The organism is Cronobacter sp. JZ38, from assembly GCF_008932145.1.
Classification (GTDB): Bacteria; Pseudomonadota; Gammaproteobacteria; order Enterobacterales; family Enterobacteriaceae; genus Cronobacter; species Cronobacter muytjensii.
In genome coordinates, this window is record NZ_CP017662.1 from 1,312,675 (window position 1) to 1,337,236 (window position 24,562).

A 24,562-nucleotide genomic window follows, 5' to 3' on the forward strand; every position below is an offset into this window, starting at 1 on the left:
CGACGGAAGCGGACGATAATACCATTACTGTCCAAAAATGTGGTCAACATTTCCAGTACCTTACTCATGAACCCGCGGGTTTTGTCAGCGCCAGACTCAGCCCGACGATGCCTTCATCCAGCTGAATATCGACGCTAAACCCAAGCTTGCGGGCCAGCGCCACCATCCCCTGATTATGCGGCATCGTAATGCCGTTGAGTCGCGAAAGCCCGTGATCGCGGGTATAGGCGATCAGTTTTTCCAGCAGCCGACGCCCCAGCCCGAGCCCTTTTAAATCGGAGCGCACCAGCACTGCGAACTCCGCATCGATATTATCCGGATCGGAAATCGCGCGAGTCACGCCGATGATCTCCTCGCCGTCCGCCCGCTGACGGACCGCCACAAAGGCCATTTCTCGATCGTAGTCGATCTGGGTCATATTGGCTAAATCATCATGGGTAAATTCATTGATCTCGCTAAAGTAACGGTAATAAAGATCCTCTTTCGTCACCTGCGAGATAAAGCGTTGCAGCTGCGGCTCATCTTCAGGAAGGATCGGGCGGAACAGACAGCGCTCGCCGTTTTTCAGCGCCACCCACTCTTCCAGACGGTGAGGATAGGGGCGCACCGCCAGGCGCGCGTCCGCGTCTCCGCTAAAGGGCGCCAGTTGCAGGGTGACGTCGAGCGCGGTGAAATCGCCGCCTGCGGCCAGCAGCGGATGAATATCCAGCCGCGCAATCTCCGGGCAATCCACCACCAGATTGGAAACCCGCACCAGTAGCTGGCTTAAGCCGGGAATATCCAGCGGGCGCAGCGCGCTGCGTCCGCGGATTTTGCCGCTCTTGATCGCCTGAATCACCAGATAGCGCGCCAGATTCATATTCAGCGGCGGCAGCGCCACCGCGGCTTGCTCTTCGGGGCGCCACTCTACGCCGCCTTCGCCCAGCATAATCAGCGGGCCGAAGACCGGGTCATGCTCCACTACCACCCGCAATTCCTGGGCGCCAGCGCGATTCGCCATACTCTGCACCAGCAGGCCGTGAATACGCGCCTGCGGCCATGCCATTTTCACCCGATCCAGCATCGCGTCCGCCGCGCGCTGGACCTCATGAGCAGTGCGCAGGTAGAGCATCACCCCCTGCACTTCGGATTTATGCGCAATATCCGGCGAGCGCAGCTTCAGCGCCACCGGATAACCGATCTGACCGGCGATATGCACCGCCTCCGCGCTGTCGCCGGCAATCCAGGTCGGCAGCGTTTGCAGGCCGTAGGCTTCAAGGATCGGGCGCACTTCATGGGTATCGAGTTGCGTTACGCCCTCGGAACATGCCTGCTGCAACAGCCGGTGCGCCTGGGCAGTATCCACCGTCAGCGTCGCCGGCAGCGCCGGGGTTTCACGCAGCTGTTTCTGGTTACGGCGGTACTCGACCATATGCATAAACGCGGTGACCGCGCCTTCCGGCGTGCGATAGGTCGGAATGCCGGCCTCGCTAAAGAGATGTCGCGCCTCCTGAGACGAAAACTCGCCGCCCCAGTTAGTGATGAGCGTGACATATTTTCCGCGCGGGTGACGGTTGAAAAGCTCGATTAACGCGCGGGCGCTTTCGCTGCCGGGCGCGGCGGCGCTGGGGGAGTGGATCACCATCAGCGCGTCGAAATCGTGACTCTCCAGCAGCGCTTCGATGGCTTTCAGATAACGTGCGGGCGTCGCGTCGTCACGCAGATCGAGCGGGTTATCGGCCTGAATGCCCTCCGGCAGCGCCTGTTGCAGGCGGGCCAGCAGAGCGTCGTCCAGGGCGGCGAGTTTGCCCTGGCGTAACCAGAGTTCATCCAGCGCCAGCGCGGCAGGCGCTGCGCCGTTACTGACAATCATCAGCCGCTCGCCGCGCAACGGGCGCATATGGCTTAGCGTTTCCACGGCCGAGAAGAGTTCGTGCGTGTCCTGCACGCGCAGCAGGCCGGCGCGCTGGATAGCGGCGTCCCAGGCGGCGTCGAGCCCGGCGGGGGTATTCAGCAGACGGCGCGCGCTCGGACTGCGGCCGCTCTTAATCACCAGAATGGGCTTGTTGCGCGAGGCGCTGCGCGCGGCGGAGACAAAGCGCCGGGCGTCGCTCAGGTGTTCAAGGTAGAGGAGAATGGCGCTGGTTTTGCTGTCACGCGCCAGATAATCCAGCAGTTCGTCGACGTCGATATCCAGGCTGTCGCCAAGCGCGATAAACCACGAAAAACCGAGCTGGCGCTGCTGCGCCCAGTCGAGAATGGTATTGGAGACGGCGGCGGATTGCGAAATAAACGCGAGCTTGCCTTTACGGATAGGCACGGGTGAAAAGCTTGCGTTAAGACCCTGCCACGGCGCCAGCAGGCCTAAGCTGTTCGGGCCGAGCAGCCGCATCTGAAAGCGCGCCGCGCAGGCCAGCAGTCCGGCATGTTGTTCCGGCGGCGATGAGAGCACCAGGCAGGTTTTGCAGCCTTTTTCGCCGAGCGCCTCCAGCAGCGCCAGGTTGCGCTTTGCATGGGTGCAGAGCACGGCCAGATCGGGCGTAAACGGCAGGCTTGCGATATCCGGCCAGGCCAGTACGCCGCAGACCGCCTTCCAGGCAGGCGTCACTGGCAGAATCGGCCCGCTGAAACCGCCCGCCAGCAGATTACGCATCATCAGAAAACCGGCTCGGTCGGGTTTCATCGAGGCGCCGACCACGGCGATAGATTTGGGGCGTAACAGCGCTTCCAGGCCACGTTGGCTCATCATTTCCTCCGGCGTCGAAGTGAACAGATGATTTTAAACGCTTTCTGTCTGCGTTGCTGTGATGCTGCCCTGATGATGAGGTTTACCGGCGAGATAGCGTTCGCGAAACAGCGCGAAATGATCGCTCAGCCCCTTCGCCGCAGCGGCGTCGCCCGCGCCATCCAGCAGCGCTATCGCCACTTCGGCTGTGCAGTACTGGCCATCGGCGTGCGCCTCGCGTAGTTGATACGCGGATACCCGCGTTAAATCCACGGAGATCAACGGCAGCGCGTCAAGGTAGGGGCTTTTGCGAAACATTTTGCGTGCTTCGGTCCAGGTGCCGTCGAGCATAATAAACAGTGGTGGTTTGCCGGTGCGCGGCGGGGCGCTCAGCACTTCACGGCCCGGATCGGCATAAGAAGCCGGGAACACCACCATCGGCTGATAATCGGGGTTGGTGACCAGCTCAAGAAGCGCTGCGGGCGGATCGGTGCGCGACCATTGAAACGCCTGGGTATCCGGAAGAATATCGGCGATAAGCCTGCCGGTATTGCTGGGCTTCATAGGCTCGGTGTCAAACATCACCAGACAGAAACGGCTGCGGGCCGGCTGCGGTTGCAGCGTGTCGCACAGGCAGTGGCGTAAGGGCAACAGGCAACGCTGGCAGCGCTTTATGCGATTGCCGCGGGCGAGAAAAGGGCGGGTGGCGCGCGCGAGGCGCAGAGCGCGCAGGCGAAGAACGGCGTTTTCAGTCATTAGCGTCGACAAAAATGCCATTGTCGCAGAGGGAGAGACGGGGCACAAGATGCGCCCCGCAGGGGTTACACGGTCTCGTTGACGGCCTCATTAAGCCAGCTGTCGAATGGCGCTTTCGGCACGGCGCCGTTGAGCATGTCCACCATCTGACCTTTTTTGAACATCATAATGGTCGGAATGCTGCGAATGCGAAAACGCGCGCTCAGTTCCGGCTCCGCTTCGGTGTTCACTTTCACAAAGCGGATTTTGCCGCTGCGCTCTTCGGCGACATCTTCGAAGATCGGCGCAAAGCTACGGCACGGGCCGCACCACGGGGCCCAGAAATCGATAACGACCGGCAGGTCATCTTTAAGCAGCTGATCCAGCGTTTCGCTGGTGGCATTAATCACATCGCCGTCAAACAGCGCGTGGCCACAGCGGCCGCACTTCGCGCCGTCTTCAATACGCTCTTCATCCACGCGATTGACAGTCTGGCAGGCGGCACAAACGGTATTCATAGCTAACCTCTGGGTTGCGGGTGACAGAAACCGACGCGCAAACGTCGGCTATGTTTCGATAATGTTACATAGTATCTGCAACAATGTTTCGTAGCTCAAACCGTTTTATCCAATGAGTACAATAGTTATTAGCTTTTGCGCGAAAGAATGGCTAAGCGCGGATACATCGGGTAATCTGCGCGCTTCGCGCAGCGCAGGTGGAGAAAAGCATGAACGACAACGACGAATTTAAAGGCAAGAGCGGCAAGGTCAAAGTGATGTATGTCCGCAGTGATGATAATACGGACAAACGCAGCTCAAACCCACGAACTGGTAAAGGCGGCGGTCGTCCCGCTGGTGCCGGTAAACCGGAAGGCGGTCGTCGTGCTGCGCGTAATGACCGACCGGCCGACCGTGAACGCAGCCGTGACCGCGATCGCGACCGTGACGCCTCGCCGTGGCGCACCGTATCCCGCGCGCCGGGTGCCGAAGCGCCTGCGAAGCCAGACCACGGCGGCATCAGCGGTAAAAGCTTTATCGACCCGGAAGTGCTGCGCCGTCAGCGCGCCGAAGAGACCCGCGTCTATGGCGAAAACGCCTGTCAGGCGCTGTTCCAGAGCCGCCCGGAGTCTATTGTTCGCGCCTGGTTTATCCAGAGCGTGACCCCGCGCTTTAAAGAAGCGCTGCGCTGGATGGCGGCCAACCGCAAAGCGTATCACGTCGTGGATGACGCGGAGCTGACCAAAGCCTCCGGCACTGAGCATCACGGCGGCGTTTGCTTCCTTATCAAAAAACGCAACGGCGCGAGCGTTGAGCAGTGGCTGAGTAAAGCCGGCGAAGAAGATTGCGTGCTGGCGCTGGAAGACGTGGGCAACCCGCATAACCTCGGCGCCATCGTACGCAGTTGCGCGCACTTCGGCGTGAAAGGCGTGGTGGTGCAGGATGCCTCGCTGCTGGAATCTGGTGCGGCGGTACGTACCGCCGAAGGCGGCGCGGAGCACGTTGAGCCGATTACCGGCGACAGCTTTGGCGACGCGCTGGCGCAGTTCCGCGCGGCCGGTTACGCCATCGTGACCACCTCCAGCCATAAAGGTACGCCGCTCTTTAAAGCGACGCTGCCGAAGAAAATGGTGCTGGTGCTGGGTCAGGAGCGCGAAGGGATTTCTGAAGCGACGCTTGCGAACGCGGATCTAAGCCTGTCTATCGACGGCACCGGCAATGTGGAAAGCCTGAATGTCTCCGTGGCGACCGGCGTTCTGCTCGCCGAGTGGTGGCGTCAGAATAAAGCGCAATAAAAAACGCCAGCGTGAGGCTGGCGTGATGAATGGCGAAACCTCCTGCGGGAGGTTTTTTATTGGGCGTTTTCCGGCACGACCGGCGTCCAGTCGATGGGCGCTTCGCCGCGGCTTTCCAGATACTGGTTGGTTTTTACGAAATGGCCGCAACCGAAAAAGCCGCGGTGCGCTGACAGCGGCGACGGGTGCGGCGCCTGCAACACATGATGGCGGTCGCGGTCGATAATCGCGCCTTTTTTCTGGGCGTGAGAGCCCCACAGCAGAAACACCACGCCTTCACGATGCTCGTTAATCAGCGAAATGACTTTATCGGTAAACGTCTCCCAGCCGAGATTCGCGTGCGAGTGCGCTTTGCCAGCCTGCACGGTCAAAACGGTGTTCAGCAGCATGACGCCCTGGCGCGCCCAGCTCTCCAGATAGCCGTGGCCAGGCCGGGTAAAGCCCGGAATCGACTGCTCCAGCTCTTTATACATATTGACCAGCGAGGGCGGTGGCGCGACGCCCGGGCGCACCGAAAACGCGAGACCGTGCGCCTGGCCTGGCCCGTGATAGGGGTCCTGTCCGAGGATCACCACTTTTACATCGCCAAGCTCGGTAAAGCGGAAGGCGTTAAACACATCCTTCTGCGGCGGATAAATAGTGACGCCCGCGTCGCGCTCGGCGGCGACGGTGGTCAGGATCTTCTGGAAGTACGGCTTTTCTTTTTCATCGGCCAGCACGTCGTGCCAGGTGAGTTTATCTGTCATCTCGCTCTCCTGCGATTTTCTGTTCCCTAAGCTTAACGCCTTATTTCCGAAGAACAAAACCGCGCGGTGCCGCACGTGGATTTACAAAATTTCCCTGGTGTGGCGGGGCACGTAAGTTGATGTAAAACAATTCCTTTGTGCCATGCCCTTACTTGTTGAGTGGTTTATTTTGATTTAAATCAAAGAATCAACGCCCTTTGGTGTTATATAAAACAATAAGACAACAATGGTTTTACCAATTAGCCAGCCGCTTGATGAATCACCCGCTGGCTGAACGCATCAAACAAGCCCACAGGGAGGCAAAATATGATCACCGGTATCCAGATTACTAAAGCTGCCAATGACGAACTGCTGAATTCTTTCTGGCTGCTCGATAATGAAAAAGGCGAAGCGCGCTGCGTATGCGCCAAAGCGGGTTTTAATGAAGACGACATCGTGCCGGTGAGCCAGCTCGGCCAGTTTGAATACCGTGAAATTCCGATGGAAATTAAACCGGAAGTGCGTGTGGAAGGCGGTCAGCACCTGAACGTTAACGTGCTGCGTCGTGAAACGCTGGAAGATGCCGTTAAGCATCCGGAAAAATATCCGCAGCTCACCATTCGTGTGTCCGGCTATGCGGTCCGTTTTAACTCGCTGACGCCTGAACAGCAGCGCGACGTTATCGCCCGTACCTTTACCGAAAGCCTGTAATCTCAGGCACAGGGCAACCGGCGGCGCGCCGTCGGCCCAGACAAGAAACCGCCAGCATCTGCTGGCGGTTTTTTTTATGACTCGGCGTTGTCGGAAGACGGTGCCGCGTTGCCACTCGGCTTGCGGCGCTTGCCGATGTTTTTTGTATCGCGGTGACGTTTTTTCACGCGCGGCTTCTCTTTATCTTTCTCTTTCTTCTTCTCTTCGCGTTTGGCGAGCGCTTTTTTGGATGGCTTGCCGGTGAGTTTTTCACTCGGCGCGCGCGTGGTCGGGCGCAGCTCGTCAATGACGCGGGCTTTCAACGGCTCGTTCAGGTAACGGCCCACTTTGCCCAGCAGCAGGTGATCGTGCGCTTCGACCAGCGAAATCGCGGTGCCTTTACGCCCGGCGCGGGCGGTACGGCCAATGCGGTGCAGATAGGTATCGGCGGTGCGCGGCATATCGAAGTTAAAGACGTGGCTCACATCCGGAATATCAATACCGCGCGCGGCGACGTCGGTGGCAATCAGCACATTAACGCGGCCGTCAGTCAGACGTTTGATCGCTTCGTTGCGCTTGACCTGCACCATTTCGCCTTCAAGGTAGCAGTTGTTGATGCCCGCTTCGCGCAGCCAGTTCGCCAGTTCATGCACGCGGTCGCGCTTACGCACAAAGACGATGGAGCGGGTGGCGTCCGGCTGTTTAAGCAGATGCACCAGCAGCGCGGTTTTATGTTCGATATTATCGGCGCGGTAATACCACTGGTGGATTTTTTTACGCTCGCGGGTGGACGGCGTGGCGGATACCTCCACCGGTTCTTCCAGCAGGCGTTCGGCAAAATCTTTAATCGCATCGCCTTCCAGCGTGGCGGAGAACAGCATGGTCTGTTTGCGCCAGCGGGTTTCGCCGGCGATATGCTCGATGTCCTGCGCAAAACCCATATCCAGCATGCGGTCGGCTTCGTCGAGGATCAGCGTTTCCACGGCGCGGCAGTCAAAGTTTTCTTCTTTAATGTACTGCAGCAGACGGCCGGTGGTCGCAACCACGATATCCTGGTTTTCGCTGAAGACTTCCGCGTGGTTCATATAAGCCACACCGCCGGTAATCGTGGCGATATCCAGATGCGTGTGTTTTGCCAGTTCACGCGCCTGCTCGGCGACCTGCATTGCAAGTTCGCGGGTCGGCGTCAGGATGAGAATACGTGGCGGCCCCGATTTTTTGCGAGGGAAGTCGAGCAGATGCTGCAACGCCGGCAACAGATAAGCTGCCGTTTTACCGGTGCCTGTCGGCGCAGAACCGAGCACATCACGCCCGTCGAGCGCAGGCGGAATGGCGGCCGCCTGGATAGCGGTCGGGCGGGTGAAGCCTTTATCCTGGAGCGCGTCCAGCAGGCTTTCATCAAGTTCAAGTTCGGAAAAAGTGGTTACAGTCATTTTCTACCTCAGTGTGGGGCGCAGATTATAGACGTTCAGCGCCCAATGTTCATCCCTTTCCCGGCTTCTCCTTTTCCCCGGCGGCGCTTTCGCCTATGCTACAGCGGTTTTGTTACCAGGTCCTCATGATGTCTCAGCCAAAAACCCCGTTACGCCGCAACGGCTTTACCTTCAAACAATTTTTTGTCGCGCACGATCGCTGCGCCATGAAAGTCGGCACCGACGGCATTCTGCTGGGCGCGTGGGCGCCGGTGGCAAAAGCGCAACGGGTACTGGATATCGGCGCGGGCAGCGGTTTACTGACGCTGATGCTGGCGCAGCGCGCGCCCCATGCGGTAACGCTGGACGCGGTCGAACTTGACCCGCAGGCTGCCGGGCAGGCGCGCGAAAACGCCGATGCCTCGCCGTGGGCGGCGCGTATTGTGGTGCACTGCGCGGATATTCAGGTCTGGACGCAGCAGCAGACGCAGCGGTACGACCTTATTGTCAGCAATCCGCCGTATTATGACAAAGGCGTCGCCTGTTCGACCCCCGCCCGTGAACAGGCGCGCTACACCACGACGCTTGATCATGGCGCGCTGCTCGCCTGCGCGGCGCAGCTCATTACCGAAGAAGGGTTTTTCTGCGTAGTGTTACCGGAAAGCAGCGGCGAAGCGTTCAGCCATCAGGCAGGCGAGCAGGGGTGGCATTTGCGTTTACGCACGGATGTCGCGGAGAACGAAGGAAAATTGCCGCACCGGGTACTGCTGGCGTTTTCGCCCGCGCCCGGTGAATGCTTTCGTGACGATGTGCTGATCCGTGGGCCGGATCAGCACTATTCACAGGCCTACTGCGCGCTGACCGAAGCCTTCTATCTGTTTATGTGAACCAGCGGCGAGAGCACGGAAGGGCCGGACTCCGGCAGCGCTTGCGGATAATCAAGGGTGTAATGCAACCCCCGGCTCTCTTTACGCATCATGGCGCAGCGCACGATAAGCTCCGCCACCTGCACCAGATTGCGCAGCTCCAGCAGATTATTGGAGACGCGGAAGTTGGCGTAATACTCTTCAATCTCCTGTTGCAACATCGTGATGCGTCGTAACGCCCGTTCCAGCCGCTTGGTAGTGCGCACGATACCTACGTAATCCCACATAAAGAGCCGCAGCTCGTGCCAGTTATGCTGCAACACCACCAGTTCGTCCGGGTGTTCGACCCGGCTTTCGTCCCAGTCAGGCAGCGTTTTCACATCGCGCGCGTAGGGCAGGCGCAGCCGGATATCTTCCGCCGCCGACCAGCCGTAAACCAGACACTCCAGCAGCGAATTCGAGGCCATGCGGTTCGCGCCGTGCAACCCGGTATAGGTCACCTCGCCAATGGCGTAGAGCCCGTCCACATCGGTGCGCCCGTGCTCGTCAACCATAACGCCGCCGCAGGTATAATGCGCGGCGGGCACAATTGGCACCGGCTCTTTGGTGAGATCGATACCCAGGCCCAGCAGCTTTTCATAAATAGTCGGAAAATGCTGACGGACGAATGCCTCCGGCTTATGGCTGATGTCCAGATACATGCAGTCGGCGCCGAGGCGTTTCATTTCATGGTCGATAGCGCGCGCCACGATATCGCGCGGTGCAAGCTCGGCGCGCTCATCAAACTCCGGCATAAAGCGGCTGCCGTCGGGGCGCTTTAAATACGCGCCTTCGCCGCGCAGCGCTTCGGTCAGAAGAAAATTTCGCGCCTGCGGATGGAACAGGGCCGTCGGGTGGAACTGATTAAATTCGAGATTGGCGACGCGACACCCGGCGCGCCAGGCCATTGCAATGCCGTCACCCGAGGCGATATCCGGGTTAGTGGTGTACTGATACACCTTCGATGCGCCGCCAGTCGCCAGTACCACGGCTTTCGCGCGGCAGGTTTCCACGGCTTCTTTATTACGGTTCCAGACCCACGCGCCCACCACGCGACGGGTGCCCGGCAGGCCGATTTTGTCAGAGATGATTAAATCGACAGCGTTGTGACGCTCAAGAATACGGATGTTTGGGTGGCTCAGCGCTTTATCCATCAGCGTGGTGGCAACGGCTTTGCCTGTCGCGTCCGCGGCATGAAGTATACGCCGATGGCTATGGCCGCCTTCGCGGGTGAGATGGTAGCTCTCTTCGCCGTTAGACTGCACTTCGGTGTCAAACAGCACGCCCTGGTCAATAAGCCATTGTACGCAGTGGCGCGCGTTACCCGCGACAAACTCGACGGCGTCGCGATCGCAGATCCCGGCACCCGCGATAAGCGTGTCTTCAACATGCGAGGCGATGCTGTCGGTTTCGTCGAAAACCGCGGCGATGCCGCCCTGCGCATAAAAGGTCGAGCCTTCGCTCAGCGGGCCTTTACTCAATACCATCACCTGGCTGTGTTCCGCCAGACGCAGCGCCAGAGAAAGACCTGCGGCACCGCTCCCTACAATAAGCACATCACAGTGAAGTTCAGTTGTCGTTTTCATCGCGGGTGTTTAATTTACTAAACAAGGTTCGGCCAGCATAGCACCAGAATGCGAATTCAAACACGATTTTTTTAATCGACGTTGTAATGACTAAACACAAGAAGGGAATTCCGCTTTATCTTCTCAGTGCACCACGGAAACGCTGCGTAACGCCGCGCATCCCAGAGATTTAAAGATGAAAAAATGGTGGGGTTGCGTTACCCTGCAAGCGGCCTGTGCAACAAAATACCGTCCTCGCAGGTCGTCATTCAGGTTGTGAACATATAATGAGTAGAACTGGCGTTCGCAATTGCTGCACAAAAACAAAGGCGTAACGGAACTTTCCGGATAAACGGCGCTCTAAGCTTCTGCTTGCTCACAATGCAGAGTTCGGGTGGCATTTCGATTACGCGTGGAAATTCAGGTTTGGGGAGACATTACCTCGGATGAGCGAGCAGTTAACGGATCAGGTCCTTGTCGAACGGGTCCAGAAGGGAGATCAGAAAGCCTTTAATCTACTGGTCATTCGTTACCAGCATAAGGTTGCGAACCTGGTATCCCGCTATGTCCCCTCAGGCGACGTCTCTGATGTTGTTCAGGAATCTTTTGTTAAAGCCTGGCGCGCGTTTGATTCTTTTCGCGGCGACAGCGCGTTTTATACCTGGCTCTACCGTATCGCCGTTAATACGGCAAAAAACTATTTAGTCGCTCAGGGCCGTCGCCCGCCTTCCAGTGATGTTGACGCCAACGAGGCGGAAAACTTCGAAAGCGGCGGCGCGCTGAAAGAAATTTCGAACCCAGAGAACTTAATGTTGTCTGAGGAACTGAGACAGATCGTATTCCGTACCATTGAGTCACTCCCGGAAGATTTACGCATGGCAATTACGTTGCGTGAGCTGGATGGCCTGAGCTATGAAGAGATAGCGGCTATTATGGATTGCCCGGTCGGTACGGTTCGCTCCCGCATTTTCCGTGCGCGGGAAGCCATTGATAATAAAGTTCAACCGCTTATCAGGCGTTGACGATAGCGGGATACTGGAAAAGGTATTAAGCATGCAGAAAGAAAAACTTTCCGCTTTAATGGATGGGGAAGCACTGGACAGTGAATTGCTGAGCGCGGTCGAAAATGACAAAGCGCTCCAGCAAACCTGGGAAAGCTATCACCTCATTCGTGATACCCTGCGCGGTGATACCGGCGAAACGCTTCATTTCGATATCTCCGCGCGCGTTATGGCGGCTATCGAAAACGAACCCGCCCGTCAGGCCGCGCCGCTCATTCCTGAATCGCAGCCCGCGCCGCAACAGTGGGAGAAAATGCCGTTCTGGCATAAAGTTCGTCCCTGGGCGAGCCAGCTGACGCAGGTCGGTATGGCCGCGTGCGTGTCGCTGGCGGTAATCGTCGGCGTTCAGCATTATAACGGTCAGCCGGACGCGGCCGCACAGCCGGAAACACCGGTTTTCAACACGCTGCCGATGATGGGTAAAGCCAGCCCGGTTAGCCTCGGCGTGCCGACGGCTGACGCCAACGCGACCGGCGGTCAGCCGCAGGTCCAGGAACAGCGCCGCCGCATCAACGCGATGTTGCAGGATTACGAACTGCAGCGCCGCCTGCATGCTGAACAGCTTCAACTGGAGCAGTCCCAGACGCAGCAGGCCGCCGTACAAGTGCCTGGTAACCAGACTTTAGGAACTCAATCGCAGTAATGAAGCAACTTTGGTGCGCCGTCTCTCTTATGGCGGGCAGCCTGTTCGTTTCCTTCAACGCCTCGGCGGATGCTTCGTCCGAGGCGTTGTTGCAGCAGATGAACCTGGCGAGCCAGTCACTCAATTATGAGCTCTCATTTGTCAGCATTAACAAGCAGGGTGTGGAGTCGTTGCGCTATCGCCATGCCAGGCTCGACAATAAACCCCTCGCACAGTTATTGCAGCTGGATGGCCCGCGTCGTGAAGTTGTGCAGCGCGGCACCGAAATCAGCTACTTCGAGCCGGGTCTTGAGCCATTTACGCTGAACGGTGATTACATCGTCGATTCGCTGCCGTCGCTGGTTTACACCGATTTCCGCCGCCTTGCGCCTTACTACGACTTTATCTCTGTCGGGCGTACCCGCATCGCCGATCGCCTCTGCGAAGTAATTCGCGTGGTGGCGCGCGACGGTACCCGTTACGGTTATATCGCCTGGCTCGACAGCGACACCCGCCTGCCGATGCGTGTTGATCTGCTGGACCGCGATGGCGAAACGCTGGAGCAGTTCCGCGTGGTATCGTTTACGGTTAACGACAAGCCCGGCACGATGATGCAGAACCTCGCGAAAGCGTCGCTGCCGCCGCTGTTGTCCGTACCGGCTGGCGATAACGCGCAGTTTGGCTGGTCAGCCTCGTGGTTGCCGCAGGGCTTTACCGAAATTTCCAGCAGTCGCCGACCGTTGCCGGGCATCGACTCGCCGGTCGAATCGCGGCTTTACTCCGACGGGCTGTTTAGCTTCTCCATTAACGTGAGTCGCGCCAGCGCCAACAGTAGCGAGCAGATGCTGCGCACCGGTCGGCGCACCGTCAGTACCGAAGTTCGCGATAACGCCGAGATAACGGTCGTCGGCGAATTGCCGCCCCCGACCGCGAAGCGGATCGCGAGCAGCATTAAATTCAGGGCATCTCAATGATTAAAGAGTGGGCCACGGTCGTGTCGTGGCAAAACGGCGAAGCCGTACTCAGCTGTGACGTAAAAGCCTCCTGTAGCAGTTGCGCGTCACGTGCGGGCTGTGGCACACGCGTGCTCAATAAACTTGGGCCGCAGAACACGCATTTTATTAACGTGCCGAGCGAACAGCCGCTGGTGGCCGGGCAGAAAGTGGAATTGGGCATCGCAGAAGGCAGCCTGCTGGGTTCCGCCATGCTGGTGTATATGTCGCCGCTGGTAGGGCTGTTTATCATGGCTGGCTTGTTCCAGGCGCTGTTTGGCTCCGACATCGCCGCGCTGTGCGGCGCGGCGCTTGGCGGTGTGGGCGGTTTTCTGCTGGCGCGCGGCCTGTCGCCCAGGTTTGCGGCACGCGAAAGCTGGCAGCCGGTTATTCTCAGCGTCGGCCTGCCGCCGGATGCGCTACGTGTCGAAACTTCTCCTTCCTCAGACAGCCGGTAATCACCGGCTGCGTGGTTTTACGCTTCCTTTCTTTGTGATTTTCATTCGCCGTCTATGCTTACCTGAGACGCAGTTTCCCCGCTTTCTGGTTGTAGTGTAGAATGCAGCGTTTCAGGCATAAGACAGCCAGAGACATCATGCTCAGTACCGCGCGTTGCGCCGAGCCTCTCAGGATTTATAAGGCATAAAAATCTCGCTATATGAAGAACATACGCAACTTTTCGATCATCGCACACATCGACCACGGCAAATCGACGCTGTCTGACCGTATTATCCAGATTTGCGGCGGCCTTTCCGATCGCGAAATGGAAGCGCAGGTGCTGGACTCCATGGATCTGGAGCGCGAGCGCGGCATTACCATTAAAGCCCAGAGCGTAACGCTGGACTATAAAGCCTCCGACGGCGAAACCTACCAGCTTAACTTTATCGACACTCCTGGCCACGTCGACTTCTCCTATGAAGTTTCCCGCTCCCTTGCCGCGTGCGAAGGCGCGCTGCTGGTGGTGGACGCAGGGCAGGGCGTAGAAGCGCAGACCCTTGCGAACTGTTACACGGCGATCGAAATGGATCTCGAAGTGGTGCCGGTACTGAACAAAATCGACCTGCCCGCCGCCGACCCTGAGCGCGTGGCGGAAGAGATTGAAGACATCGTTGGCATCGACGCCACCGATGCGGTGCGTTGCTCGGCGAAAACCGGCGTCGGCGTGCAGGATGTACTGGAGCGCCTGGTGCGCGACATTCCGGCGCCGGAAGGCGATCCTGACGCCCCGCTGCAGGCGCTGATCATCGACTCCTGGTTTGATAATTACCTGGGTGTGGTCTCACTTATCCGTGTGAAAAACGGCACCCTGCGCAAGGGCGATAAAGTAAAAGTCATGAGCACCGGCCAGACCTACAATGCTGACCGTCTCGGGATTTTCACGCCGAAGCAAATCGACCGTACCGAGCTCAAATGCGGCGAGGTGGGCTGGCTGGTGTGCGCCATTAAAGACATTCTTGGCGCGCCGGTGGGCGATACCCTGACGCTTGCGCGTAACCCGGCGGACAAAGCGCTGCCAGGCTTTAAGAAAGTGAAGCCGCAGGTTTACGCAGGCCTCTTCCCGGTCAGCTCCGACGATTACGAGTCCTTCCGCGACGCGCTCGGCAAACTGAGTCTCAATGATGCCTCCCTGTTCTATGAGCCGGAAAGTTCAACGGCGCTGGGCTTCGGCTTCCGCTGCGGCTTCCTCGGCCTGCTGCACATGGAAATCATCCAGGAGCGTCTGGAGCGCGAATACGACCTTGACCTCATCACCACGGCGCCGACCGTAGTCTATGAAGTGCAGATGACCAATGATGAGGTGGTGTATGTCGACAGCCCGTCCAAGCTGCCGCCGCTGAACAATATTCAGGAGCTGCGCGAGCCTATCGCCGAGTGCCACATGCTGCTGCCGCAGGAATATCTGGGCAACGTGATCACGCTGTGCGTGGAAAAACGCGGCGTGCAGACCAACATGGTCTATCACGGCAACCAGGTCGCGCTGACTTATGAAATTCCGATGGCGGAAGTGGTGCTCGACTTCTTCGATCGCCTGAAGTCGACCTCGCGCGGCTACGCGTCGCTGGATTACAACTTCAAACGCTTCCAGGCCTCTAACATGGTTCGTGTCGATGTGCTGATCAACGGCGAACGCGTCGATGCGCTGGCGCTGATCACCCACAACGATAACGCGCCGTACCGCGGTCGCGAGCTGGTGGAGAAGATGAAAGATCTGATCCCGCGCCAGCAGTTCGACATCGCCATTCAGGCGGCTATCGGCAACCACATTATTGCCCGCTCCACAGTGAAACAGCTGCGTAAAAACGTGCTGGCAAAATGCTATGGCGGCGACGTCAGCCGTAAGAAAAAGCTGTTGCAGAAACAGAAAGAGGGTAAAAAACGCATGAAGCAGGTCGGTAACGTCGAGCTGCCGCAGGAAGCGTTCCTCGCCATTCTGCACGTTGGGAAAGACGGTAAATAACCTAAGGAGTTGGCATGGCGAATATGTTTGCCCTGATCCTGGTCATCGCAACGCTGGTGACGGGCATCTTGTGGTGCGTGGATAAATTTATCTTCGCGCCGAAGCGCCGCGAACGTGCGGCGCTTGCCGCCGCCGATGCGCAGGAGGCGGGCGCGTCAAAAAAAGCGGGCCCGAAACCGGGCTGGCTGGAAACCGGCGCATCGGTATTCCCGGTACTGGCCGTGGTGCTGGTGGTGCGTTCGTTTATCTACGAACCCTTCCAGATCCCCTCAGGTTCGATGATGCCGACGCTGCTTATCGGCGATTTTATTCTGGTGGAGAAATTCGCCTACGGAATTAAAGATCCGATTTACCAGAAAACGCTTATCGAAACCGGGCATCCGAAGCGCGGCGATATCGCCGTGTTTAAATACCCAGACGATCCGCGTCTGGACTACATCAAGCGTGTCGTTGGTCTGCCGGGCGATAAAGTCAGTTACGATCCGGTCGCGAAAGAAGTGACCGTTCAGCCGGGCTGCAGCTCTGGCCAGGCCTGCGCCAATGCGCTGCCGATCACCTATTCGAACGTGGAACCGAGCGATTTCGTGCAGACCTTTGGCCGTCGAAACGGCGGCGAGGCGAGCAGCGGCTTTTTCCAGGTGCCGAAAAACGAAAGCAAAGAGGGCGGCATTCGCCTGACCGAGCGTAAGGAAACCTTAGGCGATGTCACGCACCGCATTCTGACCGTGCCGGTCGCGCAGGATCAGGTAGGCATTTACTACCGTCAGCAGGGCCAGCAGACCGGCACCTGGATCGTTCCGCCGGGCCACTACTTCATGATGGGCGACAACCGCGATAACAGCGCCGATAGCCGCTACTGGGGCTTCGTCCCGGAAGCGAATCTGGTCGGTAAAGCGACCGCTATCTGGATGAGCTTCGAGAAGCAGGAAGGTGAATGGCCGACAGGCGTGCGCCTGAATCGAATCGGCGGCATTCATTAACGAATTAAATCTGTTGGAACTAACGACATCCCCTGTCGTTGTGTATAGAATATTCCCCCGACGATTTCCGGCTGGCTCCCGTAAGGGAGCCACGGCACACGAAACAGCTTTGAACCCCTTCAGCCCTGTTCCGTGTGCTGAATTTTTGACGCATTCATTAATTGGTATCGCATGAACCCCATCGTAATTAATCGGCTTCAGCGAAAGCTGGGCTACACTTTTCATCATCAGGAGCTGTTGCAGCAGGCATTAACGCATCGCAGTGCCAGCAGCAAACATAATGAGCGTCTGGAGTTTCTGGGTGACTCCATTTTAAGTTTCGTGATTGCGAACGCGCTGTATCACCGTTTTCCACGCGTGGACGAAGGCGACATGAGCCGTATGCGCGCGACGCTGGTACGCGGCAACACGCTTGCGGAAATCGCCCGTGAATTTGAGCTCGGCGAGTGCCTGCGCCTCGGGCCGGGCGAGCTGAAAAGCGGCGGCTTTCGTCGCGAATCGATTCTTGCCGATACCGTTGAGGCCTTAATTGGCGGCGTGTTCCTTGACAGCGATATTCAGACTGTCGAGCGCTTAATTCTCACCTGGTATCAAACCCGTCTGGATGAAATTAGTCCGGGCGATAAACAAAAAGATCCGAAAACGCGTCTGCAGGAGTATCTGCAGGGGCGCCATCTGCCGCTGCCGTCTTACCTGGTGGTGCAGGTGCGTGGGGAAGCTCACGATCAGGAATTTACTATCCATTGCCAGGTAAGTGGCCTGAGTGAACCGGTGGTCGGCACGGGTTCCAGCCGCCGCAAAGCGGAGCAGGCAGCCGCTGAGCAGGCGCTGAAAAAACTGGAGCTGGAATGAGCGAAGCCAAAACTTACTGCGGATTTATCGCCATCGTGGGTCGCCCGAACGTCGGGAAATCCACGCTGCTGAATAAACTGCTCGGGCAGAAAATTTCTATTACTTCTCGTAAGGCGCAAACCACGCGCCACCGTATCGTGGGCATTCATACTGAGGGTGAATATCAGGCGATTTACGTCGATACCCCCGGCCTGCATATGGAAGAAAAACGCGCCATCAACCGTCTGATGAACAAAGCGGCCAGCAGCTCTATCGGCGACGTAGAGCTGGTGATTTTCGTGGTCGAAGGCACCCGCTGGACGCCGGACGACGAAATGGTGCTGAACAAACTGCGCGAAGGCAAAGCGCCGGTTATCCTGGCTATCAATAAGGTGGATAACGTACAGGAAAAAGCGGATCTGCTTCCGCACCTGCAGTTCCTGGGCAGCCAGATGAACTTTCTCGATATCGTGCCGATCTCTGCCGAAACCGGCATGAATGTTGATACTATCGCGGCGATTGTGCGCAAGCATCTGCCAGAGGCAACACATCACTTCCCGGAAGATTACATCACCGATCGTTCCCAGCGCTTTATGGCGTCTGAAATCATCCGTGAAAAACTGATGCGTTTCCTGGGGGCTGAACTGCCGTACTCCGTAACGGTGGAAATCGAGCGTTTCATCACTAACGAGCGCGGCGGTTACGACATTAACGGTCTGATCCTCGTTGAGCGCGAGGGGCAGAAGAAAATGGTGATTGGCAACAAAGGCGCCAAAATCAAAACCATCGGCATCGAAGCGCGTAAAGACATGCAGGACATGTTTGAGGCGCCGGTGCATCTTGAGCTGTGGGTCAAAGTGAAATCGGGCTGGGCCGATGACGAGCGCGCGCTGCGCAGTCTCGGTTATGTAGACGATCTCTAAGGCACCCTGATGGAAGGCTGGCAGCGCGCCTTTGTGCTCCACGCGCGTCCGTGGAGCGAAACCAGCCTGATTATCGATCTGTTCAGCGAAGAGTCCGGCCGCGTGCGCGTCGTCGCCAAGGGCGCGCGCCGCAAACGCTCGAATCTTAAAGGCGCGCTTCAGCCGTTTACGCCATTGCTGGTGCGCTGGAGCGGGCGCGGCGAGGTAAAAAACCTCACCAGCGCTGAGGCCGTCTCGCTTGCGCTTCCCCTTTCCGGCATCACGCTATACAGCGGCCTGTATGTCAACGAACTGGTCGCGCGCGTGCTGGAGCCGGAAACCCGCTTCTCCGAGCTTTTCTTCGATTATCTGCACTGCATTCAGGCGCTGGCGGGCGCAACCGGCTCGCCGGAGCCTGCGCTGCGACGCTTTGAACTCGCGCTTCTTGGACACCTCGGTTACGGCGTCGATTTCCTTCACTGCGCGGGCACCGGCGACGAAGTGGATGACGCGATGACCTATCGCTATCGCGAAGAAAAGGGCTTTATCGCAAGCCTGGTTATCGACAACACTTCTTTTACCGGCCGCCAGCTGAAAGCGCTCGCCACGCGCGACTTCCCTGACGCCGATACCCTGCGCGCCGCCAAGCGTTTCACCCGTATGGCGCTCAAGCCCTATCTCGGCGGCAAACCGTTAAAAAGCCGTGAGCTGTTTCGCCAGTTTGTGCCGAAAAAACGTCCGCTCCCGCCGCAAGACGAAACCGCCTGACCGCGCAGCCATAGCCAGCCTTTCCCGACCAGGTGTAAACTGCCTGTACTTTTTGTCGATTTACGAGGATTGTCATGGCTGAATTGCTGTTAGGGGTCAACATCGACCACATCGCCACGCTGCGTAACGCTCGCGGCACCGCTTATCCGGACCCGGTACAGGCGGCTTTTATCGCCGAGCAGGCTGGCGCTGACGGCATCACGGTTCACCTGCGTGAAGACCGCCGTCATATCACTGACCGCGACGTGCGTATTCTGCGCCAGACACTCCACACCCGTATGAATCTTGAAATGGCCGTCACCGATGAGATGCTGACCATTGCCTGCGAGACAAAACCGCATTTCTGCTGCCTGGTGCCGGAAAAACGTCAGGAAGTGACGACCGAAGGCGGGCTTGATGTTGCAGGCCAGCTCGATAAAATGCGCGACGCCTGCCAGCGCCTGGCGGACGCGGGCATTCTGGTGTCGCTGTTTATCGACGCCGACCACGCGCAGATTGACGCCGCCGTCGCCGTCGGCGCGCCGTACATTGAAATCCATACCGGCTGCTACGCTGATGCTGAAGATGACGCCACCCGCGCCCGCGAACTGGCGCGCATTGCGAAGGCCGCGACATACGCCGCCGGCAAAGGGCTGAAGGTGAACGCCGGGCACGGGCTGACTTACCATAACGTGCAGGCGATCGCCGCGCTGCCGGAGATGCATGAACTCAATATCGGCCACGCGATTATCGGGCGCGCTGTGATGAGCGGCCTGAAAGAAGCCGTATCCGAGATGAAACGCCTGATGCTGGAAGCGCGTCGCTAATGGCGATTCTGGGCCTTGGCACTGATATCGTGGAGATTGACCGCATCGAGGCGGTCATCTCCCGCTCCGGCGACCGGCTGGCAAAGCGGGTTTTGAGCGCCAGTGAGTGGGCGCAATACCAGACGCACCAGCAGCCGGTGCGTTTTCTGGCAAAGCGCTTCGCGGTTAAAGAAGCGGCGGCGAAAGCCTTCGGCACCGGCATCCGCAACGGACTGGCGTTTAATCAGTTTGAAGTGTTTAACGACGAGCTGGGTAAACCGAAGCTGCGGCTGTGGGATGAGGCAGAGCGGCTGGCGGCGCGTATGGGCGTGACGGCGGTGCACGTGACGCTCGCTGACGAGCGGCACTACGCCTGCGCGACGGTGATTATCGAAAGTTAGATTTTATCAGCATGGTGGAGCAGCACGAACTTATCCCAAAGCTGCTCTTCATTTTCGACATGCGCCGGATCCTTAATAATCGTGTTCGGGATCGGGCACACTTTCTGGCAGGTCGGCGTCTCGTAGTGCCCCACGCATTCGGTGCAGCGGCCGGTATCGATCTGATAGATGTTGTCTCCCATTGAGATAGCCTCGTTCGGGCACTCCGGCTCGCACATGTCACAGTTGATACATTTTTTAGTGATAAGCAGCGCCATCAGGAAAATCTCAGAAACAACACAAACAGGGCGGGCATTATACGCCCATTCGTTGTTCAGACCAGTTTTTTTACCAGCGCCTCGCTGTGGCGAATGCGCTCCGGCGCTTTCTCCAGATCCTGCTGCACCAGCGCCATAAACAGCAGATCTGCCAGCATCATCTGGGCAGACGTGGACGAGATCGCCGCGCTGCGCGTCGCCTGCTCTTCAGCGATGGTGTAGAGACACTGCGTGGCGCGCTGCTGTAGCGCGTTCGGCGTAAAACCGGTGATCGCAAGGATCCGCGCGCCCACGCGCAGCGCCTCGTCGGCGGCCAGATTGATCTCGCGGCGTTCGCCGGAGTAAGAGAGCGCGACCAGTAAATCTTCCGGCTCCAGCGCCTGCACGGTCGCCAGCAGCGCGTGCATATCCTGTTCGGCCACCGCATTGAGGCCAATTTTCATTAGCTTCCAGGAGAAGTTTTTAGCCACCAGCCCCGAGGCGCCGATGCCGGTCAGCACGATGCGGCGCGCGTTACGCAGCAAGCCGACGCTCGCCAGCAGTTTTTCTTCCGGGTTGATATCCAGCGACGCGTGCATCGCTGCGAGATTTTCTTTGATGAGCTTCTCTCCCACCAGTCGCAGCGGATCGTCGCCCAGGATCTCGTTATGCACCGCAATGGAGTGGATGTTGCTCTGGCTGGCCAGCGCTTCGCTGATGGCGAGCTTGAGTGCCGGAAACCCTTTATAACCGAGCTTCTGGGAAAATTTCACTACGCTCGACTGGCTCACGCCGGCTTCCGCCGCCAATTGCTGTGAGCTGAGATGGCGGGCGTAATCAGGAAACTGCAGCAGAAAATCGGCAAGCTTTCGGTCGCTTTGCGCCAGCGTCGGGTATCGCTGGCGGATAAGGATCAAGGTATTCATCAACGTCTCCGGCTCGATTAAGTGTGATCGGCTTTTGAATGCCGGGAAATTTGCTCGCCACTTTGAATTTTATATTCCATTATAGCGCCATCATTATGAATTAAAAATTCAGAGGTGCAATATGGATCTTGGCTCGCTGGTCTCCGAAACCCGTAATCCTGACACGCTGGATCTCGACGCGCTCCCCACGCTTGAGATGCTGATGCGTTTTAACGAAGAAGACAAGCGCGTGCCGCTCGCGGTGCGCGAAACGCTGCCGGAAGTAGCGAAAGCGGTAGAGGCGGCCGCGCAAGCGCTGCAACGTGGCGGCAGGCTCATCTATATGGGGGCGGGCACCAGCGGACGCCTCGGCGTGCTGGACGCCTCTGAATGCCCGCCGACCTTTGGCGTGCCGCACGGCGTGGTGGTAGGGCTTATTGCGGGCGGCCCCGGCGCGTTGCTGAAAGCCGTTGAGGGCGCGGAAGATAACGCGCAGCTCGGCGAAGACGCTCTTAAAGCCATCGGGCTTGAGCCGCGCGATATGGTGGTCGGTCTCGCCGCATCCGGACGCACGCCCTATGTCATCGGCGGCCTGAAGTACGCCCGGGCGCTGGGCTGCGTGACGGCGGCGGTCTCCTGTAACCCCGGCTCGCCGATAGCCGAAGCGGCGGAAATCGCCATTTCGCCGGTGGTCGGCCCGGAGGCGCTCACCGGCTCCACCCGCCTGAAATCGGGCACGGCGCAAAAGCTGGTGCTCAACATGATCTCCACCGGCGCGATGGTTAAATGCGGCAAGGTGTACCAGAACCTGATGGTGGATATGAAAGCAACTAACGTCAAACTGGTGGATCGCGCCTGCCGCATGGTGATGGAGGCGACCGGCGTGACGCGCGACGAGGCCGAAGCGGTGCTTTCGCAAACGGATTATGAAGTGAAACCCGCCATTTTAATGGTGCTGACCGGGCTGGATGCGGATGCCGCGCACGCGCGCCTTGCCGCGCATCACGGTTTTTTAAGAGCGGCGTTGCAGCCGTAAGAGGGCAGAGCGTATGGAAAAATCGGTGACACTCGCCACGCAAATCCTCAAGGGCATGGGCGGCGAAGGCAATATCCTGCGGCTGGAAAACTGCATGACGCGGGTGCGCGTAGAGTTGCGTGACGAAAGTCTGCTGGATCTCCCGGCGCTGAAAGCGCTGCCCGGCATCAGCGGCTATGTGAAGCAGGGCGAACAGCATCAGCTGATCGCAGGCCCAGGACGCGCAGGCCAGATCGTCGATGCGATGCGCGCGCAGATGCAGGGCGGCTCACCGGCTGAACCCACGCCTGACGACGCCGCGCGCGTCAAAGCGCAGGCGAAAGCCCGCTATAAAGCCCCGATGAGCGACGCGCTGCGCCAGCTCGCCAATGTGTTTATTCCGCTTATTCCGGCCTTTATCGCCTCCGGGCTGATTACCGGCATTATCAATATCCTTAAGCGCCCGGATATCGTCGGTAATTTCGCCACCAGTTATCCCAATTTGCTTGGCCTGCTCGGCATTTTCGGCAGCGCCGTGTTCGCGATCATGAATATCCTCGTGGGCGTTAACGCCGCGCGGGTATTTGGCGGCTCGGTGGCGATGGGCGGCGTGATGGCGGGCATTCTCTCCAGCCCGCAGCTCGCGCAAATCACGCTCTTCGGCGAGCCGCTGCAGCCCGGCCGTGGCGGCGTGATCGCCGTGCTGCTGGTGGTGATGCTGATGTGCTGGCTTGAGAAAACGCTGCGCCGCCTGCTGCCGGTTTCCGTGGAGCTTATCCTTAACCCGCTGCTGACGACGCTCATTACCGGCGCGGTCGCCATCGTGGCGCTGCAACCGCTGGGTGGATTAATCTCAGAGAGCATCGCCCACGGCGCGTCGCTCGCTATCGATAAAGGCGGGCTGCTGGTGGGCACGGTGCTGGCGGGGACGTTCTTACCGCTGGTGCTGACGGGGTTGCATCAGGGGCTGGTGCCCATTCATGTCGAACTGGTGCAGGCGCACGGTTATAACGCGCTGTTTCCTATCCTCGCGATGGCGGGCGTCGGCCAGATTGGCGCGTCGCTCGCGGTACTGATGAAAACCCGCAACGCGCGGCTGAAAAAGGTCATTAAAGGCGCGCTGCCGGTCGGGCTGCTCGGCATCGGCGAGCCGCTTATCTTCGGCGTGACGCTGCCGCTTGGCAAACCGTTTATCGGCGCCTGCCTCGGCGGGGCGGCAGGCGGCGCGATTATCAGCTACTTTAAAGTGGCGACGGTTATCACTTTCGGCATCTCCGGTTTGCCGCTGGCGTTAACCATCGTGACCGGAAAAGTGATGCTCTATCTGTTAGGCTATCTGGTAGCGGTGATCGCCGGTTTTCTGTTTACGTGGTTCCTGGGCTTTAACGATCCAGAGGAGTAAGGTTTGGCCAATAACGAGCGTCGGGTAGTGTTTTTTGATCTGGATGGCACGCTGCATCAACAGGATATGTTCGGCACCTTTATGCGCTATCTGCTGCGGCGTCAGCCGCTCAACCTGCTGCTGGTTATTCCTCTGCTGCCCGTCGTGGTCGGCGGGCTGTTAATTAAAGGGCGCGCTGCCCGCTGGCCGATGAGCCTGCTGCTCTGGGGCTGCACATTCGGCCATAGCGAGGCGCGTCTTAAAGCGCTTGAAAACGATTTCTCCGGCTGGTTTCGCCAGCATGTGACCGCGTTTCCGGTCGTGCATGAGCGCCTGACCGGCTATCTCACCAGCACCGACGCCGATGTCTGGCTTATTACTGGCTCTCCGCAGTCGCTGGTGGAGCAGGTCTATTACGACACCCCGTGGTTGCCGCGTGTAAACGTTATCGCAAGCCAGATGGAACGCCGCTTCGGCGGCTGGGTATTGACCCTGCGCTGCCTCGGCCATGAAAAAGTGGCGCAACTGGAGCGCCAGATAGGCACGCCGCTGCGCCTCTACAGCGGCTACAGCGACAGCAAGCAGGACAACCCGCTGCTTTACTTCTGCCAGCACCGCTGGCGCGTGACGCCCCAGGGGCAGCTTCAACAGCTCGAATAAGGCGCGCGTTTCGCAACCCATAAACGGTGTGTATAAT

Annotated in this window: 25 protein-coding genes; 17 read left to right on the forward strand and 8 right to left on the reverse strand. The window is 58.6% G+C overall.

The annotated features are described in order from the left end of the window. Positions 1–64: 64 nt before the first annotated feature. The 3 genes from pat to trxC form a co-directional block, all read right to left on the reverse strand. Positions 65–2,725, reverse strand: a complete 2,661-nt coding sequence (gene pat, locus BJP61_RS06220; RefSeq protein ID WP_171999260.1) for a protein lysine acetyltransferase — start codon at positions 2,723–2,725, stop codon at positions 65–67. Positions 2,726–2,758: 33 nt separating this feature from the next. Further along, a complete protein-coding gene (locus tag BJP61_RS06225; protein WP_038861184.1) occupies positions 2,759–3,460 on the reverse strand; it encodes a tRNA-uridine aminocarboxypropyltransferase in 702 nt (233 codons plus the stop codon). A gap of 65 nt (positions 3,461–3,525) precedes the next feature. Further along, complete coding sequence (trxC, locus tag BJP61_RS06230) at positions 3,526–3,957, reverse strand: thioredoxin TrxC (protein WP_038861188.1); 432 nt, start codon at positions 3,955–3,957, stop codon at positions 3,526–3,528. A gap of 209 nt (positions 3,958–4,166) precedes the next feature. Here trxC and BJP61_RS06235 point away from each other — a divergent pair, with 209 nt between their 5' ends. After that, positions 4,167–5,231: a tRNA/rRNA methyltransferase gene (locus BJP61_RS06235; protein WP_038861191.1), complete on the forward strand. Its 1,065-nt coding sequence runs from the start codon at positions 4,167–4,169 to the stop codon at positions 5,229–5,231. Between the two features lie 56 nt (positions 5,232–5,287). Here the strand turns inward: BJP61_RS06235 and ung are convergent, their stop codons facing one another. Beyond that, entirely contained in the window at positions 5,288–5,977 is a 690-nt protein-coding gene (ung, locus tag BJP61_RS06240; RefSeq protein WP_038861194.1) for a uracil-DNA glycosylase, read from the reverse strand. A 306-nt stretch (positions 5,978–6,283) separates the two neighbouring features. On the opposite strand from ung, the gene grcA reads away from it, so the two are divergent. Further along, positions 6,284–6,667 (forward strand): autonomous glycyl radical cofactor GrcA, encoded by a 384-nt coding sequence (grcA, locus tag BJP61_RS06245; RefSeq protein ID WP_007728348.1) that lies wholly within the window; start codon positions 6,284–6,286, stop codon positions 6,665–6,667. A gap of 74 nt (positions 6,668–6,741) precedes the next feature. On the opposite strand, the gene srmB is transcribed toward grcA, so the two are convergent. Then, a complete protein-coding gene (srmB, locus tag BJP61_RS06250; protein ID WP_171998008.1) occupies positions 6,742–8,079 on the reverse strand; it encodes an ATP-dependent RNA helicase SrmB in 1,338 nt (445 codons plus the stop codon). 128 nt (positions 8,080–8,207) lie between these two features. Here srmB and BJP61_RS06255 point away from each other — a divergent pair, with 128 nt between their 5' ends. Then, a complete protein-coding gene (locus tag BJP61_RS06255) occupies positions 8,208–8,945 on the forward strand; it encodes a tRNA1(Val) (adenine(37)-N6)-methyltransferase (RefSeq protein ID WP_038861200.1) in 738 nt (245 codons plus the stop codon). Here the strand turns inward: BJP61_RS06255 and nadB are convergent. Next, positions 8,930–10,549, reverse strand: a complete 1,620-nt coding sequence (nadB, locus tag BJP61_RS06260; protein WP_038861202.1) for an L-aspartate oxidase — start codon at positions 10,547–10,549, stop codon at positions 8,930–8,932. The two genes, BJP61_RS06255 and nadB, sit on opposite strands and share 16 nt — an antisense overlap. 425 nt (positions 10,550–10,974) lie before the next feature. On the opposite strand from nadB, the gene rpoE reads away from it, so the two are divergent. From rpoE to acpS, 11 genes are all read left to right on the forward strand, one after another. Further along, on the forward strand, positions 10,975–11,550 hold the full coding sequence (rpoE, locus tag BJP61_RS06265; protein ID WP_004387373.1) for an RNA polymerase sigma factor RpoE: 576 nt from the start codon (positions 10,975–10,977) through the stop codon (positions 11,548–11,550). A 31-nt stretch (positions 11,551–11,581) separates the two neighbouring features. Then, complete coding sequence (gene rseA, locus BJP61_RS06270) at positions 11,582–12,232, forward strand: anti-sigma-E factor RseA (RefSeq protein ID WP_038861204.1); 651 nt, start codon at positions 11,582–11,584, stop codon at positions 12,230–12,232. Continuing rightward, positions 12,232–13,185 carry a sigma-E factor regulatory protein RseB gene (gene rseB, locus BJP61_RS06275; protein WP_038861206.1) on the forward strand — a complete coding sequence of 318 codons (954 nt, stop codon included), beginning with the start codon at positions 12,232–12,234 and terminating at the stop codon, positions 13,183–13,185. The genes rseA and rseB overlap by 1 nt, the downstream gene beginning before the upstream one ends. Continuing rightward, positions 13,182–13,661 (forward strand): SoxR-reducing system protein RseC, encoded by a 480-nt coding sequence (gene rseC, locus BJP61_RS06280; RefSeq protein WP_038861208.1) that lies wholly within the window; start codon positions 13,182–13,184, stop codon positions 13,659–13,661. The genes rseB and rseC overlap by 4 nt, the downstream gene beginning before the upstream one ends. Before the next feature lie 200 nt (positions 13,662–13,861). Further along, positions 13,862–15,661: a translation elongation factor 4 gene (lepA, locus tag BJP61_RS06285; RefSeq protein ID WP_038861210.1), complete on the forward strand. Its 1,800-nt coding sequence runs from the start codon at positions 13,862–13,864 to the stop codon at positions 15,659–15,661. Between the two features lie 14 nt (positions 15,662–15,675). After that, positions 15,676–16,641 carry a signal peptidase I gene (lepB, locus tag BJP61_RS06290; protein ID WP_171998009.1) on the forward strand — a complete coding sequence of 322 codons (966 nt, stop codon included), beginning with the start codon at positions 15,676–15,678 and terminating at the stop codon, positions 16,639–16,641. 171 nt (positions 16,642–16,812) lie between these two features. After that, entirely contained in the window at positions 16,813–17,493 is a 681-nt protein-coding gene (gene rnc / locus BJP61_RS06295) for a ribonuclease III (RefSeq protein WP_007664232.1), read from the forward strand. Further along, complete coding sequence (gene era / locus BJP61_RS06300; RefSeq protein ID WP_007712633.1) at positions 17,490–18,395, forward strand: GTPase Era; 906 nt, start codon at positions 17,490–17,492, stop codon at positions 18,393–18,395. The genes rnc and era overlap by 4 nt, the downstream gene beginning before the upstream one ends. A gap of 9 nt (positions 18,396–18,404) precedes the next feature. Next, positions 18,405–19,142 carry a DNA repair protein RecO gene (gene recO, locus BJP61_RS06305; protein WP_038861214.1) on the forward strand — a complete coding sequence of 246 codons (738 nt, stop codon included), beginning with the start codon at positions 18,405–18,407 and terminating at the stop codon, positions 19,140–19,142. Positions 19,143–19,216: 74 nt separating this feature from the next. Then, positions 19,217–19,948, forward strand: a complete 732-nt coding sequence (pdxJ, locus tag BJP61_RS06310; RefSeq protein ID WP_038861216.1) for a pyridoxine 5'-phosphate synthase — start codon at positions 19,217–19,219, stop codon at positions 19,946–19,948. Then, on the forward strand, positions 19,948–20,328 hold the full coding sequence (acpS, locus tag BJP61_RS06315; RefSeq protein ID WP_038861218.1) for a holo-ACP synthase: 381 nt from the start codon (positions 19,948–19,950) through the stop codon (positions 20,326–20,328). The genes pdxJ and acpS overlap by 1 nt, the downstream gene beginning before the upstream one ends. Here the strand turns inward: acpS and BJP61_RS06320 are convergent. Together BJP61_RS06320 and BJP61_RS06325 are read right to left on the reverse strand one after the other, a co-directional pair. Next, positions 20,325–20,585, reverse strand: coding sequence for a YfhL family 4Fe-4S dicluster ferredoxin (locus BJP61_RS06320; protein ID WP_038861220.1), 261 nt, complete (start codon positions 20,583–20,585; stop codon positions 20,325–20,327). The two genes, acpS and BJP61_RS06320, sit on opposite strands and share 4 nt — an antisense overlap. A gap of 56 nt (positions 20,586–20,641) precedes the next feature. After that, entirely contained in the window at positions 20,642–21,490 is an 849-nt protein-coding gene (locus tag BJP61_RS06325) for a MurR/RpiR family transcriptional regulator (RefSeq protein WP_075193661.1), read from the reverse strand. A gap of 121 nt (positions 21,491–21,611) precedes the next feature. Here BJP61_RS06325 and murQ point away from each other — a divergent pair, with 121 nt between their 5' ends. The 3 genes from murQ to yfhb are packed head-to-tail and all read left to right on the forward strand — an operon-like array spanning position 21,612 to position 24,525. After that, complete coding sequence (murQ, locus tag BJP61_RS06330; protein ID WP_171998010.1) at positions 21,612–22,505, forward strand: N-acetylmuramic acid 6-phosphate etherase; 894 nt, start codon at positions 21,612–21,614, stop codon at positions 22,503–22,505. 13 nt (positions 22,506–22,518) lie between these two features. Next, positions 22,519–23,886, forward strand: a complete 1,368-nt coding sequence (locus BJP61_RS06335) for a PTS transporter subunit EIIC (RefSeq protein WP_171998011.1) — start codon at positions 22,519–22,521, stop codon at positions 23,884–23,886. 3 nt (positions 23,887–23,889) lie between these two features. Next, positions 23,890–24,525: a phosphatidylglycerophosphatase C gene (yfhb, locus tag BJP61_RS06340; RefSeq protein WP_038861229.1), complete on the forward strand. Its 636-nt coding sequence runs from the start codon at positions 23,890–23,892 to the stop codon at positions 24,523–24,525. Positions 24,526–24,562 lie beyond the last annotated feature (37 nt).